The following is a 14,678-nucleotide window of genomic DNA, read 5'->3' as shown; positions in this document are numbered from 1 at the left end:
CTGGGTCGGTGCCTCAGATGTCTGATCAGCAGTTGGCCGGTGTTCTCAACAATGTCGTGGGGGTGATCAACCCGGTCCTCGACGTGCTCGCCGAACGGGACCCGCTCGACCTCAAGGAACACACCTTCCACGACGACGACCACCCGGATTCCCGCCTCCAGCAGGCCCGGCACGCCGCGGCGAAGCTCCTCGACGTCGCCGACTGGCCCGGCACCAAGGGCTGGGGCGAACGGCCGATGCACAAGCGCGCGAGCTGGTGGGTGACCCGCATCGGCACGCTGAACACCGGTGCGGTCGCCTTCCCCGGTGTCTTCGGCGTCTGGGCGAAGCGCCTGCCGGTCACGCCTTATCTGGGGTTCGCCAACCAGGCGATGGTGCTCGTCGCGATCGCCCGCGAGTACGGGGTCACCGAGCGCGGTCGCCAGGTCGCGCTCCTGGCGTCGGTGCTGTGCGGACGGGACATCTCCACGCCTGACGTCGACGCGGAATCCGGTGCCGCACTACCCACCGACCCGGACGAGCGCAAGAAGTCGCTGTTCCGCGGTATCTGGGACGCCGCGAAGCTGCTCCGAGCGGTCGATGACGAGTTCGAGAAGCGTCCCCAGCCGATGGTGCTGTTCCGGATGCTCGGGTACATCCCGGTGATCGGCGCACCGGCGACCTATGTCGGTGAGCGATTCGCCCTCTCGACGGCCGCCAGACGCGGCCAGGCCTGGCTGGAGTCGCACGGCAGGGCGTCGCTGACCAAAGGCAGCTGAAAGGTCAGCCGACCCGGCGGTACTCCACGTCCTCGCGGTCCATGCGGCGACGCTGGAACGGGGGCAGGTGATCGAAGACGGGGTCCTCGTCGTCGATCTCGAGAACCACTGCGCCACCGGGACGTCGCAGGCGCGGGGGCGGCGGTGCGGCGGCGAACTCGGGCACCGCGGCGGCGCGTCGACGACGCTCCTCCTCAGCGCGCTGCGCACGCTTGGCACGGGCAAGCCGCTGGGCCCGGATCTGCTGCTCCACCTTCACGGCCCGACGCAGGTATGCGAGGTAGCCGACCAGCATCAGCCCGATCACACCGGTGGCGACCCAACCAGTCGTCCCGATGAGGAACCCGGACACCACTGCCAGGATCAGCAGCGCGAACAGGCCGAGAGTGACCCGCTGACGCTCGCGATACTTCAGCTCGCGTTCCTTCTCCGAGGAGTAGACGCTGCGGCGACCCCGCCCGGACTGTGCGGTGTGCGCAGCCGGACGCTCGTCCTCCAGCTCGTCGACGACCGTTTCCGGCTCGTCCTCGGTGTGCCGGGACGCACGGGCGTAGTCGTCGTATTCGTCCTCGTCGAGATCGTCGGTCGCGTCCTCGTACTCGGCGGCCTCTGAATCGTCCTCGTACTCGGCCTCTTCGGAATCCTCGTACTCGGCTTCGTCGTCTGTGTCGTCGGCCTCGACGTCGTCGGCGGCGTCGGCGTGGGCGTCGTCGGCGGCGTCGGCGTGGGCGTCGTCGGCGGCGTCGGCGTGGGCGTCGGCGGTCAGATCGTCGTCGGCGGCGTCGTCGGCGTCATCGGAGGCCTCGACCGTCGGCTTCTCGACCTCGACGTCCCCGACGCTCTGGACCTTCGTCGTGTCGTCGGCATCGTCGGTCTGGGTGTCGTCCTCGGTCTCGTCGACGACGGCGGTGGCGGTCGCGGCCGTCTTACGCGTCGACTTCCAGGACGGGTCGTGCGGATGGCGAGCCGACGAGCGGCGTCGCGCGGTCGACGGTGCCGTCGCTCGCGCTCCACCACGGTGGAGCAGTCGCGTCTTCTTCGCGGCCTCAGTGGACTTGAGGATCTGGGGACGACCCTTGATCACCATGGGGACCAGCACGAAGAGCCAGACCGCGACGAGACAAACCCACAGTACGGAGTTGGGCATGCGACTCTCCCTTCATTCACTCTGGTCACACGAGGCCACTCCACAATCTAGGGCCCGAAAGTCCCAGTTCCACGCCGACGCGCCGTAGCGCGGTCATGTCGACGCGGATTCACACGCCACTCTCAGTCACTCAGCGCGGAACCGCGCGTCGACCGCGACGTCGATCTCGATGTCGTCGGCCCGCAGTTCCAGACTCGGCGCCGAACCCGCGACGGCGGCACCCATCAATCGCGCACGCGGCGACGCGACGTGGTCGACCATGTCGGGGTCGGACAGGAGTGTCGGTGTCACCGGTCCGCGGCCCACGGCGTCGGAGTAGGCCTGCGCCTTGGCAATTGCGTCCTCGACCGCCTCCCGGCGCAGTTCACGTTCGTGTGCGCGACGGCTGGCCTCGTGCACGTCCCAGCGGACGCCGTCGATCGTCACCCCCTCCTCGCCCGACCAGGTGTCGATGAACTCCGACAGCTTCTCGAAGTCGCCGAACTCGGCATCGAGACGAATACGGGTGTTGTACATCGGTTCCCGTGACTCGCCCTCGTTGGTGTAGGGCCGGTACGAGTACACCCGTACCGATTCGGCGGTCCACCGGTTGACCGCGCCGGCCGCTTCGAGTTCGCCGAGGGCGTCGGTGATCCTGGAATGCAGCGTCACCGCAGACTCGTACACCGCAGACTTCACCGGGCTTCGAGATGGACGGCGATGTCGATGACGCCACGTTCTGGGGCGTAGCGGCCGCGCGCGTTGCCGCGAACCACGATTTCCAGCTCGCTCACGGCGCATAGCCTTTCTACTGGAATGTCGCCCGGCCCGAACGGACCAGCGCCTCGGCCGCGGAGCCGACGACCTCCTCGGCCGTCAACGCGAACAACATGTGGTCGCGCCAGCGCTTGTTGACGTCCATGTACCGGACCAGCAGGCCCTCCTGCCGAAAACCGATGTTCTTCAACACCTTCTGCGAGGCGTCGTTGGCCGGCTGCACGGTCGCGTCGAGCCGGTGCAGGCCGACCGGACCGAAGCAGTGATCCACGCCCAGAGCGACAGCTGCCGTCGCGATGCCCTTCCCGGAATGCGTGTCGTCGACCCAGTAGCCGATCCACGCGCTGCGCACGGCTCCGCGCTGAATGTTGCCGACGGTCAGCTGCCCCACGTACTGGCCGTCGAGTTCGATCACGAACGGCAGGATCGTGCCGCGCTTGGCCTCGGATTTCAGCACCGCGAACAACGGCGGCCACGAACCGGGCTGATGCCGGTCGGCCCAGCTCCCGACGCCGGTCGGTTCCCAGGGCAACAACGAATTCTGATTACGGATGCGCAGTGCGCTCCAGGTCTTGCCGTCCCGCATCTTCACCGGGCGCAGCGTGACCGTTCCGGCCCTGGTGCGCAGCGGTCCCAGGGACGCCGGCCAGCCCGGACTCCCCTCACCGCCACTCAACCACCTGAACACGAGATGACAGTTTAGGCGCAATCACAGGATCCCCCGCATGAGACCTGCGTCTCGCGGAGAGTCGCGCTCCGCGGTCAGCCGCGCTGGGCGAGGAAGGCGACCTCGACCTCGTCGCCGGTGCTCATCTCTTCGACGTCGGGGTCGACCATGATGAGGCAGTTCGCCTCGGCGAGTTCGGCCAGCAGATGCGACGAGCCGGTCGGCGACGCACCGAGCACCTGAACCAGGTAGTCCCCGGTCCGCTCGTCCCGCATGAGCTGTCCGCGGAGGTACCCTTTGCGGCCGCGCACCGACGCGATCGGCCCGATGGTGCGGGCCTTGATGACCCGGCGCATCGGCTGCCGCTTGCCCAGCGCGATACGGATCAGCGGCCGCACCATCACCTCGAAGGTCACCAGCGCGCTCACCGGGTTCGCCGGCAGCAGGAAGGTCGGCACCTCGTCGCGACCGAGCCGGCCGAAGCCCTGCACCGATCCCGGATGCATGGCCACCCGGACGATCTCGAGCTCACCGAGATCGGCGAGGGCGTCGGCGATGGCCTTCGACGCGCTACCGCCGACCGCGCCGCAGATCACCACGATCTCGGAGCGGATGAGCTGCGCCTCGACCACCTCTCGCATGCGGGAGGCGTCGCGCTCGGCGATGCCGACCCGGTTGACGTCGGCGCCGGCGTCGCGCGCCGCCGCGGCGAGCGCATAGCTGTTGACGTCGTAGATCTGCCCTGGCCCGGGAGTGCGATCGATGTCGACGAGCTCACTGCCGACCGAGATCACCGACAGCCGCGGGCGCGGGTGGACCATCACGCGCGCCTGCCCCACCGCAGCCAGCAGACCCACCTGGGCGGGACCGATGATCGCGCCGGCACGGACCGCGACGTCACCGGGCTGGACGTCGTCCCCGACCCGTCGGACATAGTTGCCGCTCTCGACGCCGTGCCCGATCTTCACCTTCTGGTCGCCGCCGTCGGTCCAGCGCAGCGGCACTACCGCGTCCGCGAGAGTCGGCATCGGCGCACCGGTCTCGACCCGGACGGCCTGTCGCGGCTGCAGCCGAGTGGGGGTCCGCGACCCCGGACCCACCTCTCCGACCACGGGCAGCGAGACGATCATCGGTTCGCCTGCCTCGAGGTCGACGAGTTCGGCGCCGTTCGCATCGAAATCCTCGAGATCCTCCGGCGCGACGACACCGGCGAGCGCCACATCGACGGCACGCACCGCGTAACCGTCGATGGCGGCCTGGTCGAAACCCGGCATCGGATGCTCGGTGACCACTTCCTCCGCGCACATCAGACCCTGCGCCTCGGAGATCGCGACGCGCACCGGCCGCGGCGCCACCGCGGCGGCGGTCACGAGCGTCAGATGATCTTCGACGGACCGCATCTCACCGCTCTTCCCGCACTGCTCGATACAACACAGGGAAACGTTATCGGGCGTGCGCGCCGGAACGGTCGAGGCGCGCGGAGGCCGCCGGCGATCAGCTCTCGGCCAGCCGCTTCTCCAGCCACTCACGCAGATCAGGCCCGTAATCGTCACGGTCGAGCGCGAAGTCGACCGCGGCCTTGAGGTAGCCACCCGGGTTGCCCAGGTCGTGGCGGGTGCCGCGGTGCACGACGACGTGCACCGGTTCGCCCTCTTCGATGAGCAGCGCGATCGCGTCGGTGAGCTGGAGTTCACCACCGGCACCCGGCTTGATCCGGCGCAGCGCGTCGAAGATCTTGCGGTCGAGGATGTAGCGTCCAGCGGCCGCGAGGTTCGACGGTGCGTCCTGCGGCTCGGGCTTCTCGACCATGCCCTTGAGCTTCATCACATTGGGATTGTTCGCATCCGGCAGCGGCTCGACGTCGAAGACGCCGTATGCGCTGATGCGGTCCTCGGGAACCTCGATCGCGCACAGTACCGAACCGCCCCGGCGCTGACGGGTACGTGCCATGACCTCCAGCACTCCACCGGGCAGGACGAGGTCGTCCGGCAACAGGACCGCGATGGCGTCCTCGTCGTCGTCGAGGAGGTTCTCGACGCAACCGACCGCATGACCGAGACCCAGAGGCTTCTCCTGGATCACCGAGGCGACCTCGAGGAGGTTCGGGGCCTTGCGGACCTTGGCGAGCATGGCCTCCTTGCCGCGCTTGGCGAGGGTGCTCTCCAGCACGAGGTCCTTGACGAAGTGGGCGACCACCCCGTCCTTGCCCGGGGAGGTGATGATCAGGAGCCGTTCGGCGCCGGCGGACTTGGCCTCCTCGGCGACCAGCTCGATGCCCGGGGTGTCGACCACCGGCAGCAACTCCTTGGGCACCGTCTTGGTGGCGGGGAGGAACCGCGTCCCCAGCCCGGCAGCCGGGACCACCGCGGTACGCGGGATCGGCGGAGTGTTGGGTACCGCCTCGTACTCACTGAAGCCTTCTTTGGACGCAGTCATGAATCCACCCTAGGACAGGTGTCCCCGGCCGGCCGGACGGACGGCAGTGACCCGGACCTCACCCGGATCGAGACCGTGGTCGGATACAGTTCGGTCGTCGGCGAGCCACCACGGGATGAAGGACGGACGCGTCGTGCGAACCCTGAAGGACCAACGGCGCGAGGAAGCCGCGAAACGCCGGTCGGCCATACCGAAGGCCGCGCGCGAGCGGGCTGCGGCAGACCTCGCCGAGTGGATACACACCTGCCCGTTCCGGCTCGAGTACGACGTCACGGTGGCCGCGTATGTGCCGGTCGGCGACGAGCCGGGATCGACGGCGATGCTCGACGCACTGCTCGATCGCGGCGTCACGGTGCTGCTCCCGGTGGTTCCCGCCGGCGAACCCGCACCGCTCGACTGGGCGCGATACACCGGTCCGGGATCGTTGTCGCCGGGGAGATGGGGCCTACTCGAACCCACCACCGACCGCCTCGGTGTCGCCGCGATCCGCGCGGCGTCGGTGATCCTGATCCCCGCCCTGTCCGTCGACAAGACCGGCGTCCGCCTCGGCCGTGGTGCCGGGTACTACGACCGCACGCTCGTGGGGCTGTCCGCAGAACTCGTCGCGGTGGTCTACGACGAGGAGTTCGTCGACTCCCTGCCGGCCGGCGATCACGATGTGGCCGTGGGCTGGGCGCTGACCCCCGGCGGCGGGTTCCAGGAACTCGGCTGAGACGACAGAACCCGGGCGGTGCGTCCGTCGCGTGACGGGTGAGCTCCTGCCCAGGTTCTGGTCTGAAGTTGTGCGCCCCGCGTGTCAGGCGGGCGTGGCGACCTTGCTGTCGCTCTTGGTGGCGCTGCTCGAGCTCGACGAATCCGACGAGGTCGAGGAACTGCCGGACGTGGAGCTGCTCGACGACGAACTGTCCGACGACGAGGACGACGCGGCGTCCGAGGAGGACGAACCCGACCGCGAGTCGGTGCGGTAGAAGCCGCTCCCCTTGAACACGATGCCGACCGAGTTGAACAGCTTGCGCAGGCGACCTGTGCACTGCGGGCATTCGGTCAACGAATCGTCGGAGAACGACTGGACGATGTCGAACTTGTTGTCGCACTCCGTGCAGGCATACGAGTAGGTGGGCACCTGAACCTCCGAAAGTCAGTAAACGCTGACAAGTGTAACCGATTTTGGCACTCCCACATTCCGAGTGCTAACGCGGGTCCACCCAGCCCGCCCGGCGACCACTCCCGACCTCTATCCGCCGATCACGTCGCGGTTGACGTCGGGGATGTTGTCGCGGTTCATGTCGGCGTCGCGCGCCTGGTGCGCATCCCAGCGCAACAGGACCGCGGCGAGCACCGCGGAGATGAGCGAACCGGCCAGGATGGCCGCCTTGGCAGCCGCGGCGTGGTCGTCGGAGCCGCCCTCGAAGCTGAGTTCGGCGATGAGAAGCGCCACGGTGAAGCCGACGCCGGTGAGCATGCCGATCGGCAGCAGGTCCCGGATTCCGATGGCATCGGGCAGCCGTAACGGCGTGAACCTCGTCATCAGCCACGTCGATCCGAGGACGCCGACGAGTTTGCCGGCCACGAGTCCGAGCACGATGCCGATCGACACGGGCTGCACGATCGAGCCCTCACCGCCGATCACCGTCACGCCGGCGGCGGCGAAGGCGAAGACCGGGAGCGCGATCGCCGCGGAGTAGGGACGGACCGCCTCGTCGAGCCGTTCGGTGCGGGGGATCTTCTCGCCGCGGATGGCGACCGCGGGCACGGCGAAGCCGAGCAGCACACCCGCGACGGTGGCGTGCACGCCGGACGCGTGCATGAGGCCCCAGGCGACGAGGCCGACCGGGATCAGGAGCGGCCAGAGTTGCCACGACCGACGCACCAGCACGGCGAACACCGCGACCACCGCGATCGCGCCGCCGAGCATGACGAAGTCGATCTCGTCGGTGTAGAAGGTCGCGATCACGACGATGCCGAGCAGGTCGTCGACGACGGCCAGCGTGAGCAGGAACGTCCGCAACGGCAGTGGGAGGCCGCGACCGAAGATCGCGAGGACGGCGAGCGCGAAGGCGATGTCGGTGGCCGTCGGGATGGCCCATCCCCGAAGCCCCTCGGGGTCTCCGGCCGCGACGACGACCACGTAACAGAGCGCGGGCGTGACCATACCGCCCACGGCGGCCGCGATCGGCACCCCGGCGAGCTTCAGGTCGCGGAGGCTGCCGGCGACGAACTCGTGTTTGAGCTCCACACCGACCACGAAGAAGAAGATCGCCAGCAGTCCGTCGGACGCCCAGTGCGCCAGCGAGAGATGCAGATGCAGGGCTTCGGGACCGATCTCGGTGTGCAGCAGCGACGTGTAGCTCTCCCGCCACGGTGAATTGGCCCATACGACTGCGATGGCCGCCGTGATGAGCAACAGCACGCCGCTGGTGGTGTCGAGAGCGGCCCACTGCCGCAGTCGGTCGCGTGTCATGGAACTCCTCTGTCCGCGGGGCACACGTACACGTGCCCTCTTCACGCCACCCTTCACCGGGCGACGGCCGACCAGACTTCCCGGCACACCATGGTTTGTTTCCGACGTCACCCTAGCGGAGGCCGACCCGGCGGTCGCTTGTGCACAGCACGACGCCGGACTCCACGACTGTCCACAACGAGTCCGCGGCACCGTTTCCCGGGCGGTCGACGCCTATCGTCCAGCCATGCCACTGACTCGGATGTCGTTGCCGCGCGAGCGGCTCGGCCCACGCCTGGGCGACCGGATTGCTCACGCAGTGCGTCCCGGATGGACGCGCAGTCTCGCGGTCCGACGACTGGTCGCGGTAGCGCTGATCGTCGCGGCCGCCGTCGTCGCAGTGGTGGGGGCCCGCGCCGACGGGGAGTTCGAGGTGCTCGTCGCGGCACACGATCTGATACCCGGCCAGATGGTCGACGCCGGTGATCTCACCCCTCGGCTCGTCATGGGGAGCACGGTCCCCGCCGGGGCGATCTCCGATGCCGCACTCGCGACCGGCCGTACCGTCACCGGTCGCGTACGGACCGGGGAGATACTCACCGACACCCGGCTGTTGTCCTCGCGTCTGCCGGCCGAGCTGACCGGGGTCGACGACGCCCGTCTCGTACCGGTCCGGTTGTCCGACGAGGCGGTCACCTCGTTGCTCCGGCCCGGGGATGTGGTTGATGTGCTGACCGATTCGGCCGATGTCCTCGCACGACGCGCCGTCGTGGCGATGCACACCGGTCAGTCCTCCTCGGGCGGGATCGCCTCCGGTCGAAACTCGGTGGCACCGGTTCTCCTGGCGATGGATGCCGCAGCCGCCCATCGCGTCGCCGCCGCGGGTCTGGAGTCTTCGCTCGCGGTCGTCCTGCACTGAACCCGCGACACTCCGGACGATTCAAGGCAAATGGATCGCGCGGTTCACGATCGTGGATAGGGTAGTACGAGTTCGCACAGCACATGTCGGATTTGCACCGACCGAAACCGAATCGCCGGAAACAAGAGCGGGATTACCAAGGAGAGGCCGCACACCGTGCTCAAGGGATTCAAGGACTTCATACTCAAGGGCAACGTCGTCGAGCTGGCTACCGCAGTCATCATCGGTGCGGCCTTCACCGCCATCGTGACCGCGTTCACCGACGGCATCGTCCAACCGATCATCAACTCGATCCCGATCGGTACGGACGCCGCACAGGGACTCGGCTTCCAGATCACCGACAACGCCTCGACATTCGTCGACCTCGGCGGCGTGATCACCGCCGTCATCAACTTCCTGATCATCGCGGCGGTGGTGTACTTCATCATCATCCTGCCCTACAACAGGCTCGCGGAGCTGGGCGGCTTCGGCAAGAAGTCCGAGGTCACCGAGGTAGCTCTGCTCACCGAGATCCGCGACCTGCTCGATCCGGAGGGAAAGTCGAAGGCCAAGGCCGAGGCGGAGAGCGATCTGCCGCCACATCTGGCCGAGCCATCCGCGCCGGCCGGTGACGTCTACACGCCCCAGTCGGGCCCCCTCGCACCGTACGAGTCGCCGTCCGGTGCCGGTACCACACAACGGATTTCGACTCCCCCGTCGTCGGGTCAGCCGTTCCAGCACGGACCATCGCAGTCGGGACCGCAGTCGTCGCCGCTGTTCAACTCGCCGCAGGGTCAGCCCGCCGGCCCGGGAGGCCAGCCGTATCCGACGCCGCAGCCGGCTCCGGGTAACTACCCACCGCCCGGAAACTATCCGCCTCCCGGCAACTACCCGCCCCCCGGCTCCCAGTACCCCGGTGAGCAGCCGTACCCGGGCGAGCAGTACCCAGGTGAGCAGTACCCGAGCGAACAGTTCCCCGGTGACGGTCCGGACGCGCCGGGACGCCACTCGCGCTGAGAGTTTCACCCTTTTTCGGCCCTCGCCCACCAGGCGGGGCCGAAATCGTCGGTGACATCGACAGCCACCCCAGGAGGCTCCGAGTTCGCCGGATTCAGTCGCATTCGTCAGTTGGATTCGACCGCTACGGGTCGAGCCGCTGAACCCACACCGTCGGACCGTCGGTGAGGGTGAACTCCGCGCGCACCAGACAATTCCACTTGCGGGCGTAGAGCTCCGACAACCGCCGGTCCGACGTGCTCGCCGTGACGGGCATTCCGAGGCGCCGTGCCCGCTCGACCACCGGGTCCACCAGTGCCGCGAGCGTCCCGCCGCCGCGTCGCTCCGGGTGGACCAGAGCGAAGATGACGCGGATCGCTTCGTCGGCGACCTTGGCTTCGTCTGTCTTGCTCTGCAACTCCCGGAAACGGTCCACGAACCCGTCGATCCTCTGGACCCACCGACGGGTGCGGTCCTTGAGTTCGCCGTCGACGACACCGGCTTCTTCGGAGGACTCGGACACCGCGATCACAGCAGTCAGATTGCCTGTGTCGTCGAAGATTCCCTGGAGACCATTCATGCACTCGACCAACAGGACCTCGCCGTACCACCGGTACGCATCCGCCGGTGCGTCGTCACCGATCAGCCACCGGTAGACCGGAACCTCCCGCAGTCCGTTCTCGAGCAGGTCGAGCGCGCCGTCGCGGTCGGAGACGACCAACGGACGTGCTGCCTGATTGCGATAAGCCGCGTGCTGGGTCACCACCCAATATCAGCACACCAACGACGGCCGGGGCGAGTATGGCGGTTCACGGCTGCTTCGGAGCACCGAGACATGTTACCGCCACGTAAGATATTCGTCACCGAGAATTCAGCATTCGCCCGCCACGACAGCCGGGACCGGGTGCGGTATTGTCGACCGCGAGGCCGTCTGAGACGGACTTCCGTACTTCACAACGAAGTGGCAATGAGTAGGAGATTCACGTGTCCGACGCGATCAGCATTTCCTGGATCCGCCTCTACATCGAAGAATTGGTCACCGGGTCCACCGAAGGCGAAACCACACCGCCCGCCGAGTAGAACAAACGGCGGCTGTCCGCCGATCGAATTCTGAACAACACAACGTTCAGTACGACGAAAACGCTCAGTACGACGAAGGGGAATTCTCATGGGCCAAGTTGTCGGTGGCGGAATCGAAGATGCCATCAAAGACCTGATGACCGGGTCTCTTGACAGCGACGGCGTTCCCATCGATCCCGAGGACTGACAGGCACCTTCCCAGGCGCCTGATCCCGTACAGCACAAAGGAGGAGACCACATGGCCACCGGAATCGACATCAACATCTCCGAACTCTTGAGGGACCTGCAGAGCGGTTCGACGGAGTCGGAGTCGGAGACGACCGCTTAGGCCGTCCGAGCTTCACACCGCCTTCTGGCCTCGTGCCGGGAGGCGGTGTTTTTTGTGTGGTGCCGAGTTTCTACCTCAGGGGAGACCACCGAGGAACGTGAGGAATGAAATGTGCCGAACGGTTGATTTGTGCCGATTCGTCCACTGATGGCCATTCTCTGGTTGCCGATATCTCACTTCCACGTCCACTTCGGACCGCGAGATACTGTAGTCTTGGTGTCACGGCTGTTCGGCGCCTCTGTGGACCGACAGTCAGAACATTTTCCGACGAGGGAGGCACAACATGGCGGACATCATTCAAGGCGCAATCACCGACGCGATCGTCGAACTGGTGACCGGCTCGCTCGAGGCGGGCTCCGACAGTATCGCCGAGTAGACCCGATTCATCGGTCAGCCGTCCTGCCGTGAATGGCAGGGCGGCTTTTCCATGTCCCACTCCGGACTGGCGACCCACGCTCGGATGACTGCCTTTTCGGCGCCAGAGTGCTGAATCGCCCATTGCTCAGCTCGACCGGTGCGCGGGGTCAATGACCCCGGGTGACGTGTGATCAGCCCCCCCCCGCGCATCGCTGACGACGGCGCTCATGTCCAAGGTCAGGTTCGTGGTTGTGGCTTCCGGGTGGTGCTGCTGGGCGGAGCCGGCCTCGACCGCTCGTCGCTGCCACGTAGGAAAGCACTTGAGATCTGTTCCCGTACAACCCAACCGACGCGTCGAATACCTGCGCTACGCGTTCGGCGCCGGGTGTCGCCGAAATGCCCTTGACCGCCAGTCCGTACAGAGCCTGCCTGGCGTGTCTGTAACCACAGATCCAGACTCGGTCACTGCGTCACGAATACGGCTGCGTCCTAGACGATCGGGCTCACGACGGCGGCGGTGACCACGCTCGACGGCAGCGGGCCGTCGGCCGCCTCCACGTCGGAGGTGTTGCGCGACGCGAGATCTCCCGTACCGAAGCGGTGCCGCGCATGCGGCACGAGCCGTTGCGTGTGCTGGTACAGCCGGACGCCTCACTCGAGTGTCGTCTTCCGCCCACTCCTCGAGGTCACGCAACGCCACACTCTGCCGGCGACGGCTCCCTCACCGCCGCGATCGACATCAGCGCACGATCCCGATGAAAGCCGTTGTCCGCGCGCGGATCACAGAAGATCACAGGACTTCATCAGCACCTCCGCAGCAAAACGCCGCGGGGCGGGGATCCATGATGGATCCCCGCCCCGCGGTGCTGCTGAGGGTCAGCGAGTCGATCAGCCGAGGCTGAACGGCTTGCCGTTGAGCACGACGATGCCCTTGACGGCGTCGGTGCTGACCGTCACCTGGATGAAGGCGCGAGCAGCGGCGTAGCCGGCGCAGCTCTCCACCTTGAACTGCTCCTGGCTGTAGGCCACGCCACCGGCCTTGCCCTTGAAGGTGTAGCCGTTGAGCTCGTAGTCGGTGTAAGCGGTGTTGTCGCCCGAGGTCTCGTTGATGAGCCACTTGCGCTTGACCTCACCCGGGCCGAGGCTGAAGCCGCCGCCGACCTCTTGGCCGTCGATTCCACCACCGGCAGTGACGTTCAACGGATCGCTGTAGTCGATACCGGCCTTGAGACCGGGGAGGCCGACCTCGCCGCCACCGAAGTTCACCTGGCAGCCGACGTCGTAGCCGACCTTGACCGAGCCGCCCTCGGCCTTGCCGCCGACGGTGACACGGACCTTGCCGGAGAGCCACACCTCGCGGGTGGTCGGGACGTTGCTGATCGGGCGCTGGACGTTGACGTACTCGTCGAACAGCTGGACCGTGACCGGGGTGCCGTCGACCAGGGTCTTGGTGATCGTGCCACCGGGCAGCGGCCCGGCGGTGGCGCCGCCGGCGCCGAGGCTGGTGAGGCCCATCGCGACGGCACCGGCGAGACCGGCCGCCGCAACCACGCGACGCGTGATGTTCTTCTTCATGATTCCCCTTCGTGGAATATCAATCTGCGCAGGGCAGATAAGTCAGGACGTGCTTGTTATCTGCCCGGTCAGTTGATGGTGAAGGGCTTGCCGTACAGGGTCGACTGGATGAGGGTGCCCTCGCCGCTCAGCTTGCCGTCGTCGGTGCTGTATCCCTTGGCGCCGATGACCTTGGCCGCGGAGCGTGCCGAGGCGAAGCCACCGCACTGGTTGAGGTTGAAGGTGAGCTGCGACAGCTGGACGGCGGCGATGCCACTGTCCGAGAAGTCCTTGTCGGTGATGTCGACGACCGCGACCTGTCCCGGCTTCAGCGGGAGGCCGAGCGAACCGGACAGAGTGGTGGCGGTGAGGCTGATGGCGCCGCCCAGATCGAGCGAGATGCCGCTGACGTCGACCTGGCAACCGATGATGTACTTGACGGCGAGCTTGCCGCCGACACCGGCCGAAGCCTTCGCGGTGTAGGTGCCGGAGATCGCGAAGCCACGCGATGCCGGGTTGTTCGCCACAGTCGAAACCGGGTACGCGCTCTCACCGGTGCGCCACGTCTGGATGGACTCGCCGTCGATGCCGGCGGCCTTCTTGTAACCATTCGGCAGACCGGCAGCCGCGGCATCGCCGACGCCCATGCCTGCCAGGCCCACGACCGCGGCCGAGGCGATCGCGACCGCGCCCGCGGCGCGGCGCAGCCCAAGCTTGCTGAACTTGCTCATTCGTTCCCTCTCACAGGATTCGGCTGTTACCCCCGCGGAATGCATTCACATCCGCAAGTCATGACCTCGACGTTCGATGTGCTCCCCACGGTGGTGCTCAGCATGCTCTGACGCACTACTTAGCTTCCGTTGAGGATTCATCGAATTCCTGGTCACTGCTGCGTCGTCACTCGCGACAGATCGCAGGACACTGCTCATGTCCCCTTTACGGGGGCACCGAGCGTTGTCGAGCCGAACGTTATCGGAGGGGTCTCAGAACAGGCAACAGCTGGACTCAGCCGTGTCACGAACTGGAGACGCAGCATCACAAATATCGAATACGTGATCCATCAACGGACCAAAGTTAACGGTAGATAAACACGCTGATGCGGCTATGTAGAAGAAGTCGCATTTCACTCGTAATGAGGCGGGCGCTGCGCTTCGAACCAATCCTGAGAGTGGCCTTTGTGATCTTCGCCATACTCGTCTGTGGTGAGATCCGGGAGGTCGTCACCGAACACGGAATCGAGCTTCGCCCGCCGTGCAGCACG

14 protein-coding genes and 1 pseudogene are annotated in these 14,678 nt (G+C 66.8%); 4 read left to right on the top strand and 11 right to left on the bottom strand.

Features of this window, described 5'->3' with window-relative positions; genetic code table 11:
- Positions 1-8: 8 nt before the first annotated feature.
- The gene (locus GOAMI_RS09235) at positions 9-758 is read left to right on the top strand and encodes a hypothetical protein (RefSeq protein WP_006436220.1); all 750 of its coding nucleotides are present in this window, start codon (positions 9-11) and stop codon (positions 756-758) included.
- A gap of 4 nt (positions 759-762) precedes the next feature.
- Here GOAMI_RS09235 and sepX read toward each other — a convergent pair whose 3' ends face one another.
- The 5 genes and pseudogenes from sepX to GOAMI_RS09210 all read right to left on the bottom strand — a co-directional run bounded on the left by sepX (position 763) and on the right by GOAMI_RS09210 (position 5,764).
- Positions 763-1,905: a divisome protein SepX/GlpR gene (sepX, locus tag GOAMI_RS09230; RefSeq protein ID WP_006436219.1), complete on the bottom strand. Its 1,143-nt coding sequence runs from the start codon at positions 1,903-1,905 to the stop codon at positions 763-765.
- Positions 1,906-2,031: 126 nt separating this feature from the next.
- Positions 2,032-2,678, bottom strand: a pseudogene (locus tag GOAMI_RS09225) (SIMPL domain-containing protein).
- 14 nt (positions 2,679-2,692) lie between these two features.
- Positions 2,693-3,349 (bottom strand): GNAT family N-acetyltransferase, encoded by a 657-nt coding sequence (locus GOAMI_RS09220; protein ID WP_040004705.1) that lies wholly within the window; start codon positions 3,347-3,349, stop codon positions 2,693-2,695.
- 74 nt (positions 3,350-3,423) lie between these two features.
- Positions 3,424-4,728 carry a molybdotransferase-like divisome protein Glp gene (gene glp / locus GOAMI_RS09215; protein WP_006436216.1) on the bottom strand — a complete coding sequence of 435 codons (1,305 nt, stop codon included), beginning with the start codon at positions 4,726-4,728 and terminating at the stop codon, positions 3,424-3,426.
- Positions 4,729-4,822: 94 nt separating this feature from the next.
- Positions 4,823-5,764, bottom strand: coding sequence for a UTP--glucose-1-phosphate uridylyltransferase (locus GOAMI_RS09210; RefSeq protein ID WP_006436215.1), 942 nt, complete (start codon positions 5,762-5,764; stop codon positions 4,823-4,825).
- Between the two features lie 133 nt (positions 5,765-5,897).
- Between GOAMI_RS09210 and GOAMI_RS09205 the strand changes: the two genes are divergently transcribed.
- Positions 5,898-6,476, top strand: coding sequence for a 5-formyltetrahydrofolate cyclo-ligase (locus GOAMI_RS09205; protein ID WP_174324720.1), 579 nt, complete (start codon positions 5,898-5,900; stop codon positions 6,474-6,476).
- An 84-nt stretch (positions 6,477-6,560) separates the two neighbouring features.
- Here the strand turns inward: GOAMI_RS09205 and GOAMI_RS22575 are convergent, their stop codons facing one another.
- On the bottom strand, positions 6,561-6,887 hold the full coding sequence (locus tag GOAMI_RS22575; protein WP_081598220.1) for an FmdB family zinc ribbon protein: 327 nt from the start codon (positions 6,885-6,887) through the stop codon (positions 6,561-6,563).
- A gap of 111 nt (positions 6,888-6,998) precedes the next feature.
- A complete protein-coding gene (gene nhaA / locus GOAMI_RS09195; RefSeq protein WP_040004704.1) occupies positions 6,999-8,225 on the bottom strand; it encodes a Na+/H+ antiporter NhaA in 1,227 nt (408 codons plus the stop codon).
- Between the two features lie 226 nt (positions 8,226-8,451).
- Between nhaA and GOAMI_RS09190 the strand changes: the two genes are divergently transcribed.
- The gene (locus tag GOAMI_RS09190; protein ID WP_051995392.1) at positions 8,452-9,123 is read left to right on the top strand and encodes an SAF domain-containing protein; all 672 of its coding nucleotides are present in this window, start codon (positions 8,452-8,454) and stop codon (positions 9,121-9,123) included.
- Positions 9,124-9,279: 156 nt separating this feature from the next.
- Complete coding sequence (gene mscL / locus GOAMI_RS09185) at positions 9,280-10,119, top strand: large conductance mechanosensitive channel protein MscL (protein ID WP_006357814.1); 840 nt, start codon at positions 9,280-9,282, stop codon at positions 10,117-10,119.
- Positions 10,120-10,243: 124 nt separating this feature from the next.
- On the opposite strand, the gene GOAMI_RS09180 is transcribed toward mscL, so the two are convergent.
- The 4 genes from GOAMI_RS09180 to GOAMI_RS09170 form a co-directional block, all read right to left on the bottom strand.
- Positions 10,244-10,864: a hypothetical protein gene (locus GOAMI_RS09180; protein ID WP_006436211.1), complete on the bottom strand. Its 621-nt coding sequence runs from the start codon at positions 10,862-10,864 to the stop codon at positions 10,244-10,246.
- Positions 10,865-12,352: 1,488 nt separating this feature from the next.
- Positions 12,353-12,481 carry a hypothetical protein gene (locus GOAMI_RS23440; RefSeq protein ID WP_255219188.1) on the bottom strand — a complete coding sequence of 43 codons (129 nt, stop codon included), beginning with the start codon at positions 12,479-12,481 and terminating at the stop codon, positions 12,353-12,355.
- Positions 12,482-12,751: 270 nt separating this feature from the next.
- Entirely contained in the window at positions 12,752-13,438 is a 687-nt protein-coding gene (locus GOAMI_RS09175; protein WP_006436209.1) for an MspA family porin, read from the bottom strand.
- A 68-nt stretch (positions 13,439-13,506) separates the two neighbouring features.
- The gene (locus GOAMI_RS09170; RefSeq protein WP_006436208.1) at positions 13,507-14,148 is read right to left on the bottom strand and encodes an MspA family porin; all 642 of its coding nucleotides are present in this window, start codon (positions 14,146-14,148) and stop codon (positions 13,507-13,509) included.
- Between the last annotated feature and the right edge of the window lie 530 nt (positions 14,149-14,678).

Source organism: Gordonia amicalis NBRC 100051 = JCM 11271, from assembly GCF_000332995.1.
Classification (GTDB): Bacteria; Actinomycetota; Actinomycetes; order Mycobacteriales; family Mycobacteriaceae; genus Gordonia; species Gordonia amicalis.
This window is presented reverse-complemented; position numbering and strand designations above follow the sequence as displayed.

Bases quoted from the DNA above. Each gene is read 5' to 3' on its own strand.
- sepX (WP_006436219.1), bottom strand. From the start codon at position 1,905: ATGCCCAACTCCGTACTGTGGGTTTGTCTCGTCGCGGTCTGGCTCTTC.
- glp (WP_006436216.1), bottom strand. From the start codon at position 4,728: ATGCGGTCCGTCGAAGATCATCTGACGCTCGTGACCGCCGCCGCGGTG.
- GOAMI_RS09210 (WP_006436215.1), bottom strand. From the start codon at position 5,764: ATGACTGCGTCCAAAGAAGGCTTCAGTGAGTACGAGGCGGTACCCAAC.
- nhaA (WP_040004704.1), bottom strand. From the start codon at position 8,225: ATGACACGCGACCGACTGCGGCAGTGGGCCGCTCTCGACACCACCAGC.
- GOAMI_RS09190 (WP_051995392.1), top strand. From the start codon at position 8,452: ATGCCACTGACTCGGATGTCGTTGCCGCGCGAGCGGCTCGGCCCACGC.
- GOAMI_RS09175 (WP_006436209.1), bottom strand. From the start codon at position 13,438: ATGAAGAAGAACATCACGCGTCGCGTGGTTGCGGCGGCCGGTCTCGCC.
- GOAMI_RS09170 (WP_006436208.1), bottom strand. From the start codon at position 14,148: ATGAGCAAGTTCAGCAAGCTTGGGCTGCGCCGCGCCGCGGGCGCGGTC.